Below are 12,193 nucleotides of genomic sequence, written 5' to 3'. Positions count from 1 at the left end.
TTATGACTCAAGGGAAAATTACTGCATCTGCAGCAATGCTCAACGTATTGAAAACATGGGGCGTAGACACAATCTACGGTATCCCATCAGGAACACTCAGCTCATTGATGGACGCTTTAGCTGAAGACAAAGATATCCGCTTCTTGCAAGTTCGCCACGAAGAAACAGGTGCTCTTGCAGCGGTTATGCAAGCTAAATTCGGCGGCTCAATCGGGGTTGCAGTTGGTTCAGGTGGTCCAGGTGCGACTCACTTGATTAACGGTGTTTACGATGCAGCTATGGATAACACTCCATTCCTTGCTATCCTTGGATCACGTCCAGTTAACGAACTCAACATGGATGCCTTCCAAGAATTGAACCAAAACCCAATGTACAACGGTATCGCTGTTTACAACAAACGTGTCGCTTACGCTGAGCAATTGCCAAAAGTAATCGACGAAGCTTGCCGTGCTGCAGTTTCTAAAAAAGGTCCAGCTGTTGTTGAAATCCCAGTAAACTTCGGTTTCCAAGAAATCGACGAAAACTCATACTACGGTTCAGGTTCATACGAACGTTCATTCATCGCTCCTGCCTTGAACGAAGTTGAAATCGACAAAGCTGTTGAAATCTTGAACAATGCTGAACGTCCAGTTATCTATGCTGGTTACGGTGGTGTTAAAGCAGGTGAAGTGATTACTGAATTGTCACGTAAAATCAAAGCACCAATCATCACAACTGGTAAAAACTTTGAAGCCTTTGAATGGAACTACGAAGGTTTGACAGGTTCTGCTTACCGTGTTGGTTGGAAACCAGCCAACGAAGTGGTCTTCGAAGCAGACACAGTTCTTTTCCTTGGTTCAAACTTCCCATTTGCTGAAGTTTACGAAGCCTTCAAGAACACTGAAAAATTCATCCAAGTGGATATCGACCCTTACAAACTTGGTAAACGTCATGCCCTAGACGCTTCAATCCTTGGTGATGCAGGTCAAGCAGCTAAAGCTATCCTTGACAAAGTGAACCCAGTTGAATCTACTCCATGGTGGCGTGCAAACGTTAAGAACAACCAAAACTGGCGTGATTACATGAACAAAATCGAAGGTAAAACTGAGGGTGAATTGCAATTGTATCAAGTTTACAATGCAATCAACAAACATGCTGATCAAGACGCTATCTACTCAATCGACGTAGGTGACACTACTCAAACATCTACTCGTCACCTTCACATGACACCTAAGAACATGTGGCGTACATCTCCACTCTTTGCGACAATGGGTATTGCCCTTCCTGGTGGTATCGCTGCTAAGAAAGACAATCCAGATCGCCAAGTATGGAACATCATGGGTGACGGTGCATTCAACATGTGCTACCCAGACGTTATCACAAACGTTCAATACGACCTTCCAGTTATCAACGTTGTCTTCTCAAATGGTAAATATGCCTTCATCAAGGACAAATACGAAGACACAAACAAACACTTGTTTGGTTGTGACTTCCCTAATGCTGACTATGCGAAAATCGCTGAAGCTCAAGGTGCTGTAGGATTTACAGTTGACCGTATCGAAGACATCGATGCAGTTGTTGCAGAAGCTGTTAAACTCAACAAAGAAGGTAAAACTGTTGTGATCGATGCTCGCATCACTCCACACCGTCCACTTCCAGTAGAAGTACTTGAATTGGATCCAAAACTTCACTCAGAAGAAGCAATCAAAGACTTCAAGGAAAAATACGAAGCAGAAGAACTCGTACCATTCCGCCTCTTCTTGGAAGAAGAAGGATTGCAATCACGCGCAATTAAATAATTCCTTCGTGGAACTTAAAAAGATCGGAGCAATCCGGTCTTTTTATGGAGGATAGTAAATGAATTTAAATCAATTAGATATTATCGTTTCAGATGTTCCCCAAGTCTGTGCTGACTTGGAGCGTATTTTGGATAAAAAGCCCGATTATGTTGATGACAGTTTTGCTCAGTTTACGATTGGCAGTCACTGTCTGATGTTGTCCCAAAATCATTTGATTCCTTTGGAAGATTTTCAGTCAGGAATCATTCTTCATATCGAGGTTGAGGATGTAGACCAGAATTACCAACGGTTGAAAGAACTTGGTATCCAGGTTTTAAACGGACCAACTGTAACCGATTGGGGAACAGAGTCCTTATTAGTTAAAGGGCCTGCTGGTCTAGTGATTGATTTTTATCGTATGAAGTAGGTAATTCTATTATCAAATTTTTTATCTAAACATTCTTGGAGTGAAACTTAAAAAGATCGGAGCAATTCGATCTTTTTTGTATTTATGCGACTTTCAGTCCGTCTCGCTCCGTTAGGTGCGAGACAAAAAACCACCCGTTTTCACGGGTGGTTATGATTTCTACACTTATTGTTTGGCTTCCTGTTTTAATTGTTGCACCTGTTCCTCGTACTGGACAAGCTCCCTGTCTTTTATATTGATAGTCGCTTCTGCTTCAGCAATGCGGCTTCTCAGATCTTGAGTCTTGTTATGGTGATAGCTAATACCAATAGCACTACCAGCAATGATCCCGATTACTAGACAAGTAAAAATCACCAAAATCAAGGGAGCAGATAGTTGTGTAAAGACAAGACTGACAGTTACTGTTTGACGATTGAGTAGACCAAATGAGATCACAATGACTAATAAGCTCAAACCGCCAATTAGATAAGCCTTATCTTTCAGTGACAATTCATTAAATTTTTTTAGCATAAGTTCCTTTTCTCCTGACTATGTTGATAGAAAACTACACACCATTTAGGTATTAACAAAATTCATTTTACTAGAAAATTTCGATACTGTCAATAATTTCTAACGGCTTATTTACCATCAATCAATCGATTCATTGAAAAGGAGTATTCATTTTCTAATATTTGATTGAGTAAACAGAACGGAGCAATTCGGTCTTTTTTCTGTTCCCTCTTTCTTATAACAAGATTGTGATAGTTTATATCTTTATAACAAAAGTTTTAAAGACTTGATTGTTTTGAAAAAAGATTATAAAATATGATTCATAAAAATGAAAGAGGTTTTGAAAATGTCTGAAAAACAAATGAAAGTTTTGGGTTGGGTAGCGACCTTCATGTCTGTTATGATGTACGTCTCTTACTTCCCGCAAATTATGAACAACCTGGCTGGTCAAAAAGGGAACTTTATCCAGCCCTTGGTTGCAGCCATCAACTGTAGTCTCTGGGTTTACTACGGTCTTTTCAAGAAAGAAAGAGATATTCCCCTTGCGGCTGCTAATGCGCCAGGTATCATTTTTGGTCTGGTAACGGCTATCACAGCTTTGATTTAAAAAGAAGACTGGTTTCAGTCTTTTTTGTACATAAAAATAGATTCTCAAGTAAAGAAAGTCTAATGAGAGTTGAGGAGAATAGCCGTTGACAGCGAGCTTTCTGATTGCTGCTTTAGGGGTTCCTCCATCAAGTAAGAGATTGTTTCGTTACTATTTTTACAAAATCTTCTCCCTACTTTATAAAATAGAAAAAAGAGTTCAATTCGAACTCTTTTTTTGCTATAATGAGGGGAGAAAAATCAGACAGGAGATCGACATGTCAGAACCATTATTTTTACAATCAGTTATGCAAGAAAAAATCTGGGGTGGAACCAAGCTACGTGATGAGTTTGGCTACGACATCCCGAGTGAAAAAATAGGAGAATACTGGGCTATTTCAGCCCACCCAAATGGTGTTTCTAAGGTAGCTAATGGTCGCTACGAGGGAACAGACCTAGCTACTTTGTATGCAGAACACCGTGAATTGTTTGGTAACCGTCCAGAACCTGTGTTTCCACTATTGACCAAGATTCTCGATGCTAATGACTGGCTCAGCGTCCAAGTTCACCCAGACGATGCCTATGGATTAGAACATGAAGGCGAACTTGGAAAAACAGAATGCTGGTATATCATCGCAGCAGACGAAGGTTCAGAGATTATCTATGGCCATAATGCCAAATCAAAAGAAGAACTCCGCCAGCAAATCGAAGATAAAAACTGGGATGCGCTGTTGACAAAAGTGCCAGTTAAGGCTGGAGACTTCTTCTATGTACCAAGTGGTACCATGCACGCTATCGGGGCGGGTATCTTGATTCTTGAAACCCAGCAGTCTAGCGATACCACCTACCGTGTTTATGACTTTGATCGCAAGGACGACAAGGGCAACTTGCGTGAACTTCACCTTGAAAAATCTATCGATGTTTTAAACATTGGAGAGCCTGCCAATAGCCGTCCTGTAACTATCAAAGCAGATGATCTACGTTCCACTCTCCTTGTATCCAATGATTTCTTCGCCGTTTACAAGTGGGAAATCACTGGCAAAGTTGACTTCGAAAAGACAGTTGACTACAGCTTATTTAGTGTCCTGGCTGGTCAGGGTCAGCTGACTGTTGACGGGAAAAACTATCCAATCCAAAAAGGCAGCCACTTTATCCTACCAAGTGATGTTGAAACTTGGACCCTAGAAGGGCAAGGTTTGGAATTGATTGTTAGCCATCCATAAAAAAGAAAGGGCCTGAGTTCATTACTCAAGTCCTTTTTGCTTACATAAATTGGGCGATAAAAACCACAATGATGATAATAGGAATGATGAAACGAAGAAGGAAGAGCCAGACTTGGAAAAGTCCCTGTTTCCATGCTCTTTCATCGAGATGGAGTTCCTCCTTAGCAAGAGCCTTTTTAAAGATATAGCCTGTAAAAAGTGACAGGCAGAGAGCTCCAAATGGCATGAGGAGATTGGAAACCAAGAAATCCATAGCATCAAAGAAGGTCTTCCCAAAGATGTGAACATCCGCCATAACACCGTAAGAAAGGGCTGAAGGAATTCCAAAAACAAAGGTCAAGATTCCTAAAATAGCACTCCATTTAGCACGCTTGCGGTTGTCCTGGTTGGTGATATTGCCCACATTGATTTCCAGCATCACGACAGAGGAAGTAACCGTCGCAAAGAGGAAAAGCAAGAGGAAAAGAATGTAGAAAATAGTTCCAAAAGGCATCTTGTCAAAGAGTTGAGGCAAGACGATAAAGAGCAGGCTTGGTCCCCCTTCCGACTGGATATTGAAAGATGACATGGCTGGGAAAATGGCTAGTCCCGCCATGATGGAAACCGAGATGTTCATGGCTACGATGGAAATCCCTGACTGGACCAGATTGGTTTTCTTGTCCAAGTAGGATGCATAGGTCAGCATGGCTGTAACCCCTAGTGAGAGAGCAAAGAAAGATTGTCCCAGAGCATAAAGGAGACCAGCGCTAGTTAGTTTTGAAAAGTCTGGTTTGAGAAAGTAGAGAACCCCTTCCATGGCATTTGGCAAGCTGAGAGAGCGCCCGATGATGACGACAAAGATGATAAAGAGCAGCGGCATCATGACTTTCGAAGCTCTTTCAATCCCTTTTTGAACCCCACGTGATACAATAAAGATATTCAACAAGATAAAGGCTGCTTGAGCTCCTAGGGCAATGGCTGGATTTGAAATGATTGAAGAAAATAACTGAGCATAATCACCCGTTCCACCAAGTTGGAACAATTTCCCAAACTCAATACCCAGATAGACCAGAATCCATCCTCCGATAACACTGTAAAAGGAGAGGAGGATAAAGAGGGCAAAGGCACCAATCCAACCGATAAAGTTGTACTTGCTATTGTTACCAAGTTTTCCAAAGGTTTTGATAGCGGAAACGCCAGCACTACGGCCAAGGGCAAACTCAGCCAGCAGGAGCGGGAAACCGATTAAAATGGTGGAAATGAGAAAGACTAGTAAAAAGCCCCCACCGCCATTAGCAGCAGTCATGTAGGGAAATTTCCAAACTGCTCCAAGTCCGATAGCTGAACCAGCAGATGCTAGAATAAAGCCTAGTTTCGAGCCCCATTGCGATTTTTCTGACATAGTTGAAACTCCAATCTCCTTTTTTAAAATAAGAAAAGGCTACTTGAGTTGTCAAATAGCCCTCTCTCAATGGCTCTCTATGAGCCTTCTGTTTGATTGATAGACTTGACTATCCTATCATGTTTTCTAAGGTCTGTCAAGAAAACCATTTTCAAGTTTTCACACCTTTCTCAAAAAGTTAAAAATTTTTCTCAAAAACGCTTGACTCTGACCTAAGGGGAGGGGTTATACTATTTCTTGTAAGGAGGAAATCATGTACCATATAAAAGAAGCTGCGCAGCTTTCAGGTGTCTCTGTCAAGACTCTGCACCACTACGATAAGATAGGACTCTTGGTTCCTTTAAAGTCAGAAAACGGCTATCGAACCTATAGTCAAGAGGATTTGGAACGACTTCAGGTCATTCTGTATTATAAATATCTAGGCTTTTCTTTAGAAAAAATAGCAGAGCTGTTAAAGGAAGAAAGGACAGATTTATTGCCCCATTTGACCAGACAGTTGGACTATCTGACCCAAGAAAGGCAACATCTGGATACCTTGATTTCCACCTTGCAAAAAACCATTCAAGAACAAAAAGGAGAAAGAAAAATGACGATTGAGGAAAAATTTACTGGATTTAGCTATCAAGACAATCAAAAATACCACCAAGAAGCGGTAGAGAAGTATGGACAAGAAGTCATGGGCCAGGCTCTCGAGCGCCAAAAAGGTCGCGAAGATGAGGCTACAGCCGCCTTCAACCAAGTTTTTCAAGCCTTGGCACAAAACCTTAAAAATGGGCTAGCTGCAACAGCGGTCGAAAACCAAGAGCAAGCAGCCAAACTCTTGCAAGCTATTCGTACTTATGGATTTGACTGCTCTATTGAGGTCTTCGGCCATATCGGCAAAGGCTACGTCTATAACCCAGAGTTTAAGGAAAACATTGACAAATTTGGAGCTGGAACAGCCCAGTACACATCAGATGTCATTGCGACTTATGTTCAGACACAGACAAAATAAAAATCAGCGGAGTTACCTCTGCTGATTTTTTCTGGTTTCAAGTACTATTTGGTTAATAGTTTTTCAACTACGTTTAACTTTCGCATGGTCAGAACCACGCCAAACAATTTTTCAAGATAGTTGGTATTGAGCTTTTTTTGTTTTGCAGTTCTAGGGAGATAGAGGTAGAGACAGTGATCACCTACACAAATTTCTTCTTCACCGTAGTCAGCTTTCAATTTTTCTAGTGGCAGACTTTGGATAAATCCCTGATAAAAAATCACATGTATACGATCGTAAAGATAGTCTTCTCTAAATGGATTCTCATGAACAATCTTTTCAAAATCGTTCTTATTCTTGATAACCATTTTTAAGTCGGCCCCAATTTTTTCCTTTATCAGAGTATGAACGCGTTCTCGTATTTCTTCTAAATCTAAGTCACTTTCAAGAATGATATTCCCACTTTGAATATAGGTTCGAACGTGTTGAAAACCAGCTTCTGTCAGAATATCTACCAAATAAGACATTTTCGGGATAGCATTTTTTCCATTAGGAGTAACGCCTCTTAGTAAAATAATATGTTCCAAAGGACTTCCTTTCTTACTTGGTATTTATTGGATTGGAGCCTGCCACCCATCCGGTGCAGAGGGCAGAAGTGATGTTAAAGCCACCCGTGTGGGCATTGATATCCAGGACCTCGCCAGCAAAGTGGAGCCCAGGTACCAGCTTACTTTCGAGGGTTTTGGGATTGATTTCCTTGAGACTGACACCGCCTTTAGTTACAAAGGATTTGGCAAGAGACATTTTGCCAGTCACAGGAATTTTGAGAGCCTTGATAGACTGGAGTAGTTGCTCGCGTTCTTTTTCAGTTAGCTGTTTAACTTTGTCAGGATAGCCTTGCACCAAAAATTCTGCCAAGCGTTCTGGAAGCAAAGTTTTTAAAGCATTTTTCAAGGATTTTTCCCGATTATCTTCTAGAAATGTAATCAAGTCCTCTTCAGAAAGTTGAGGCAAAACATCTAGCGAGAGAACCTCCCCGCCCTTGACAAAGCTGGACATACGTAGAGCAGCAGGGCCTGAAAAACCAAAGTGTGTAAAGAGCAGATCGTGGGTGATGACATGCTTGCCATAGCTTAAGGTCACGTCATCTAGGGAAATTCCCTGCAAGGCCTTATGTGGAAAATCAGTCAACAATGGGCTCTCAGCAGCTTCAAGCTCGGTAATGGTGTGCTTAAAATGGCGGGCAATTTCGTGACCAAATCCGGTCGAACCAGTAGAAGGATAGGATTTTCCACCTGTTGTGACTATGAGTTTATCACAAGTGAAGATCTGGTCCGCGGATTTCAGGACAAACTGGTCGTCTATCTTTTTAACCGAAATAATTTCTGTTTGAGTAGCAACTTGACCACCGAGTTCAGTGATTTTCTTTTCTAGCGCCTCGATAATAGTCCGAGACTTGTCACTAGCAGGAAAGACGCGTCCATGGTCTTCGACCTTGAGTTTAACACCATTTTCCGTAAAAAAGTTGATGATATCGTGGTTATCAAACTGAGAGAAGACACTGTAAAGAAAACGCCCATTTCCCGGGATGCCTGCCATTAGGTCATCTAAGGTTCCATTGTTGGTTACATTACAACGACCACCGCCCGTTCCAGCTAATTTTTTCCCAAGTTTGCGATTTTTTTCGATGAGAAGAGTTTTCTGACCATAAAAGCTACTGGAAATCGTAGCCATCATACCTGCAGGTCCTCCACCAATGACAATAGTATCAAAATGTTTCATAGCTCTATTGTACCACAAAAAACAAGAGATGCTTGGCATCTCTTGTTGCTCATAATCTTAGTTAATTTCATATCCCATCAACAAACCGCCATCTTCTGCATAGAAACTACAGAGACCAGACGTCGGGATGATTTTGATATCCGCTTGTGGGAAAGTTTCCAGCAAGCGTTCTGACAATTGCTGACAGAATTTATCATTGCTGCGATGAGCCATGACGATACGGCCACCAGCGTAGCCAGCCTTGATGAGTTCTTCATAGGCTGCTTGAAGGGATTTTTTTGGTCCACGCGCTTTTTGGAGTAGTTCTAGGGTTCCAGTTTCACTTGCTTCCCCAACCATACGGATGTTGAGAAGGCCAACAACTGTACCGATAAGCTTACTCAAACGGCCATTTTTTACCAAGTTATCGACCTTAGCGAGGACAAAGAGCAACTTCGTTTTTTCTTGGTAGGCTGTAATAGCATTAACAATTTCCTCATAAGAAAGTCCTTGATCAATCAAGCTATTGATTTTATCGACAATCAAGTCAACCTCACCACCTGCAGACAATGTATCGATCACATGAATCTGAGTGTCAGGATGTTCTTCAAGGTGGATATTCTTAGCGAGTTGTGCACTATTATGGCTACCTGAAAGAGTACCAGTGATAGTAACGACAAAGATATGCTTAGCACCTTCAAATGCACGCAAGTAATCATCAGGGCTAGGACAAGCTGATTTTGAAGCCTCAGAAGTCGCATACATTGTTTCCATCATGTGGTCAATGTTAAGATTGGCATCATCGATAAAGACCTGATCAGCTACTTGAATGGTTAAAGGAACACTAACAAATTCCGTATCAATAGCAGGAGTTGCCAGTTGACGATAATCACAACCAGAGTCAGCTACAATCTTCCAAGTCATAGAAATTCTCCATCTTTGTCACTTATACATTGACAAAGGTTCTGTCTTTTTTTACAATTATATCATGAAAGCCCTTGAAACAAAAGTACCACCTCTCTGTTGTCACAAGTAGAAAGAAATTGTTATGTCTGAACGTAAAATATCTGAAAAATCTCTTGAAAATCTCAGAAAATCAAATCAAGAATCCAATTTTTTAACCAGAGAAGCAATCGAGACGGCTCTTTTGCAACTTCTAGAGAAAAAAGACTTGGCCAAGATCAGTATTTCGGAGCTGGTCAAACGGGCGGGCGTCTCTCGTGCTGCCTTCTATCGTAACTATGACTCCAAAGAAGAGATTTTGGAAAGTGTTTTTAAACGCAGTGTCCATAATATTATGGAACAGTTGAGCCACTACGATGTCAAAACCGATCTTTATCTAGTCTGGGTACACCTTTTCCGCGCAGCCAAGAAAGAAGCCAAGGTTATTCAACTTGCTCTGGACTACCATTTGGAAAAGATTTTTGTCCAAGCCATGCAGGAATTTCTAGAAAAATATCACGGAAAATCAAAAGGCGTTAGTAGCTACCTTCATTCCTTTTGGAGTTCTGCCATCGTATCGGTTCTGCTCAAATGGATCAAGGATGGCATGAAGGTTCCAGCTGAAAAGATTGCAGATTTACGCTTGCCATTTTTCAAAAAATAGGGGATAAGGAGAAGACTTATGACAGAAAAAAGACTGGCTTGGGATGAGTACTTTGCAGCCCAGGCTTTACTGATTGCCAATCGTTCGACCTGCAAACGTGCCAAGGTGGGAGCTGTCTTAGTCAAAGACAATAAAGTCATTTCAACTGGCTATAATGGTTCCGTATCAGGAACGGAGCACTGTATTGACCACGAATGTCTGGTCATTGAAGGTCACTGTGTTCGAACCCTTCACGCCGAGGTTAATGCTATTCTCCAAGGGGCTGAGCGAGGGGTTCCCAGAGGATTTACAGCCTATGTGACCCATTTCCCTTGTCTGAACTGCACCAAACAACTGCTTCAAGTTGGTTGCAAGCGCGTGGTTTATATCAACCAGTACCGAATGGATGACTATGCCCAGTACCTTTATCAAGAAAAAGGCACCGAGTTAACCCATTTACCATTAGAGACTGTTCAGACAGCTCTTCAAGAGGCAGATTTGATTTAAAAATTAATAAAAATAAATGGTTTAGAAAGCTTTTTAAACCGTTTTTTGATATAATAAGAAGAATAAATTGAAAGAAGGAACTCAGAAAATGGGAAAAATTGAAGTCATTAATCATCCACTCATTCAACACAAATTGTCAATCTTGCGACGTACAGATACTTCTACAAAAGCTTTTCGTGAACTAGTAGATGAGATTGCAATGTTGATGGGATATGAAGTACTTCGTGATCTTCCACTTGAAGATGTGGAAATCGAAACACCTATCACAAAGACCGTTCAAAAACAATTGGCTGGTAAAAAATTGGCGATTGTCCCAATCTTGCGTGCAGGTATCGGCATGGTAGATGGCCTCTTGAGCTTGGTTCCAGCAGCCAAAGTTGGTCATATCGGTATGTACCGTGATGAAGAAACCCTTCAACCAGTTGAATACTTGGTGAAATTGCCTGAGGATATTGACCAACGTCAAATCTTTGTCGTTGATCCAATGTTGGCAACGGGTGGTTCAGCTATCTTGGCTGTTGACTCCCTTAAAAAACGTGGCGCATCAAATATCAAGTTTGTCTGCCTAGTATCTGCTCCAGAAGGAGTGAAAGCTCTTCAAGAAGCTCACCCAGATGTAGAAATTTTTACAGCAGCCTTGGATGAACGCTTGAACGAACACGGTTATATCGTTCCAGGTCTTGGAGATGCTGGAGACCGCTTGTTCGGTACTAAATAAAATCCCAAAGTAAATAGTGAAACTAGAAGTTCGTTTTTGACTTGAAAGGAGGTTGAGTTTTTGTTTCTGTTTAGAGAATAGAGCAAAAATTTGACCTTTTTTGACCAAAAAGATATAATAGTTCTGTATTGAGTCGTAAGACTAAGAAAATTCAACATAAAACATAAAAGGAGAAATGAATGATTCCTGTAGTTATTGAACAAACAAGCCGTGGAGAACGTTCCTATGATATTTACTCTCGTCTTCTGAAAGACCGCATCATCATGCTAACAGGTCCAGTTGAAGACAACATGGCCAACTCCGTTATTGCTCAGTTGCTCTTCTTGGATGCCCAAGATAGCACAAAAGATATTTACCTTTATGTCAACACACCTGGAGGATCTGTTTCAGCTGGTTTGGCAATCGTTGATACTATGAACTTTATCAAAGCGGATGTCCAAACTATCGTTATGGGGATGGCTGCATCTATGGGGACTGTTATTGCATCAAGTGGCGCAAAAGGCAAACGTTTCATGCTTCCAAATGCGGAGTACATGATTCACCAACCAATGGGTGGAACAGGTGGTGGTACCCAACAAACCGATATGGCAATCGCTGCAGAGCACTTGCTCAAAACTCGTAAGACTTTGGAGCAAATCCTTGCAGATAACTCTGGTAAATCAGTCGAGCAAATTCATGCAGATGCAGAACGTGATTACTGGATGAGTGCCCAAGAAACACTTGAATATGGCTTTATTGATGAAATCATGGCCAATAATTCTTTAAGCTAAGCAACCTAGAAAGTAAA

Annotated in this window: 14 protein-coding genes; 9 read left to right on the top strand and 5 right to left on the bottom strand. The window is 41.3% G+C overall.

Features of this window, described 5'->3' with window-relative positions; translation table 11 throughout:
- The first annotated feature begins 2 nt into the window (after positions 1–2).
- Both spxB and GMD3S_RS0206555 read left to right on the top strand, forming a co-directional pair.
- On the top strand, positions 3–1,778 hold the full coding sequence (gene spxB, locus GMD3S_RS0206560; protein ID WP_000191804.1) for a pyruvate oxidase: 1,776 nt from the start codon (positions 3–5) through the stop codon (positions 1,776–1,778).
- A gap of 58 nt (positions 1,779–1,836) precedes the next feature.
- On the top strand, positions 1,837–2,184 hold the full coding sequence (locus tag GMD3S_RS0206555; protein ID WP_001052638.1) for a VOC family protein: 348 nt from the start codon (positions 1,837–1,839) through the stop codon (positions 2,182–2,184).
- 165 nt (positions 2,185–2,349) lie between these two features.
- Here the strand turns inward: GMD3S_RS0206555 and GMD3S_RS0206550 are convergent, their stop codons facing one another.
- The gene (locus GMD3S_RS0206550; protein WP_000913393.1) at positions 2,350–2,694 is read right to left on the bottom strand and encodes a lipopolysaccharide assembly protein LapA domain-containing protein; all 345 of its coding nucleotides are present in this window, start codon (positions 2,692–2,694) and stop codon (positions 2,350–2,352) included.
- Positions 2,695–3,019: 325 nt separating this feature from the next.
- On the opposite strand from GMD3S_RS0206550, the gene GMD3S_RS0206545 reads away from it, so the two are divergent.
- Positions 3,020–3,280 (top strand): SemiSWEET family transporter, encoded by a 261-nt coding sequence (locus GMD3S_RS0206545; RefSeq protein ID WP_001291475.1) that lies wholly within the window; start codon positions 3,020–3,022, stop codon positions 3,278–3,280.
- Between the two features lie 256 nt (positions 3,281–3,536).
- A complete protein-coding gene (gene manA, locus GMD3S_RS0206540) occupies positions 3,537–4,481 on the top strand; it encodes a mannose-6-phosphate isomerase, class I (RefSeq protein WP_001294305.1) in 945 nt (314 codons plus the stop codon).
- 40 nt (positions 4,482–4,521) lie between these two features.
- On the opposite strand, the gene GMD3S_RS0206535 is transcribed toward manA, so the two are convergent.
- Complete coding sequence (locus tag GMD3S_RS0206535) at positions 4,522–5,862, bottom strand: sodium-dependent transporter (protein ID WP_008278226.1); 1,341 nt, start codon at positions 5,860–5,862, stop codon at positions 4,522–4,524.
- 253 nt (positions 5,863–6,115) lie between these two features.
- On the opposite strand from GMD3S_RS0206535, the gene GMD3S_RS0206530 reads away from it, so the two are divergent.
- The gene (locus tag GMD3S_RS0206530) at positions 6,116–6,856 is read left to right on the top strand and encodes a MerR family transcriptional regulator (RefSeq protein WP_000274778.1); all 741 of its coding nucleotides are present in this window, start codon (positions 6,116–6,118) and stop codon (positions 6,854–6,856) included.
- A gap of 44 nt (positions 6,857–6,900) precedes the next feature.
- On the opposite strand, the gene GMD3S_RS0206525 is transcribed toward GMD3S_RS0206530, so the two are convergent.
- The 3 genes from GMD3S_RS0206525 to GMD3S_RS0206515 are packed head-to-tail and all read right to left on the bottom strand — an operon-like array spanning position 6,901 to position 9,520.
- Positions 6,901–7,422 carry a DUF1697 domain-containing protein gene (locus GMD3S_RS0206525; RefSeq protein WP_008278230.1) on the bottom strand — a complete coding sequence of 174 codons (522 nt, stop codon included), beginning with the start codon at positions 7,420–7,422 and terminating at the stop codon, positions 6,901–6,903.
- A gap of 13 nt (positions 7,423–7,435) precedes the next feature.
- Positions 7,436–8,617, bottom strand: coding sequence for an aminoacetone oxidase family FAD-binding enzyme (locus GMD3S_RS0206520; RefSeq protein WP_000680069.1), 1,182 nt, complete (start codon positions 8,615–8,617; stop codon positions 7,436–7,438).
- Between the two features lie 57 nt (positions 8,618–8,674).
- Positions 8,675–9,520 (bottom strand): DegV family protein, encoded by an 846-nt coding sequence (locus GMD3S_RS0206515; protein WP_000219955.1) that lies wholly within the window; start codon positions 9,518–9,520, stop codon positions 8,675–8,677.
- Between the two features lie 124 nt (positions 9,521–9,644).
- Between GMD3S_RS0206515 and GMD3S_RS0206510 the strand changes: the two genes are divergently transcribed.
- From GMD3S_RS0206510 to clpP, 4 genes are all read left to right on the top strand, one after another.
- The gene (locus GMD3S_RS0206510; RefSeq protein WP_000003897.1) at positions 9,645–10,202 is read left to right on the top strand and encodes a TetR/AcrR family transcriptional regulator; all 558 of its coding nucleotides are present in this window, start codon (positions 9,645–9,647) and stop codon (positions 10,200–10,202) included.
- 18 nt (positions 10,203–10,220) lie between these two features.
- Entirely contained in the window at positions 10,221–10,688 is a 468-nt protein-coding gene (locus tag GMD3S_RS0206505) for a deoxycytidylate deaminase (protein WP_000136994.1), read from the top strand.
- Positions 10,689–10,776: 88 nt separating this feature from the next.
- Positions 10,777–11,406, top strand: a complete 630-nt coding sequence (upp, locus tag GMD3S_RS0206500; protein WP_000515974.1) for a uracil phosphoribosyltransferase — start codon at positions 10,777–10,779, stop codon at positions 11,404–11,406.
- Between the two features lie 179 nt (positions 11,407–11,585).
- Complete coding sequence (clpP, locus tag GMD3S_RS0206495) at positions 11,586–12,176, top strand: ATP-dependent Clp protease proteolytic subunit ClpP (RefSeq protein WP_000613467.1); 591 nt, start codon at positions 11,586–11,588, stop codon at positions 12,174–12,176.
- The last annotated feature ends 17 nt before the right edge of the window (positions 12,177–12,193 follow it).

It is taken from the genome of Streptococcus sp. GMD3S (assembly GCF_000298695.2).
GTDB lineage: Bacteria > Bacillota > Bacilli > Lactobacillales > Streptococcaceae > Streptococcus.
Note: the sequence above shows the minus strand (reverse complement) of the source record. Positions and strands in the feature narration are given on the sequence as shown.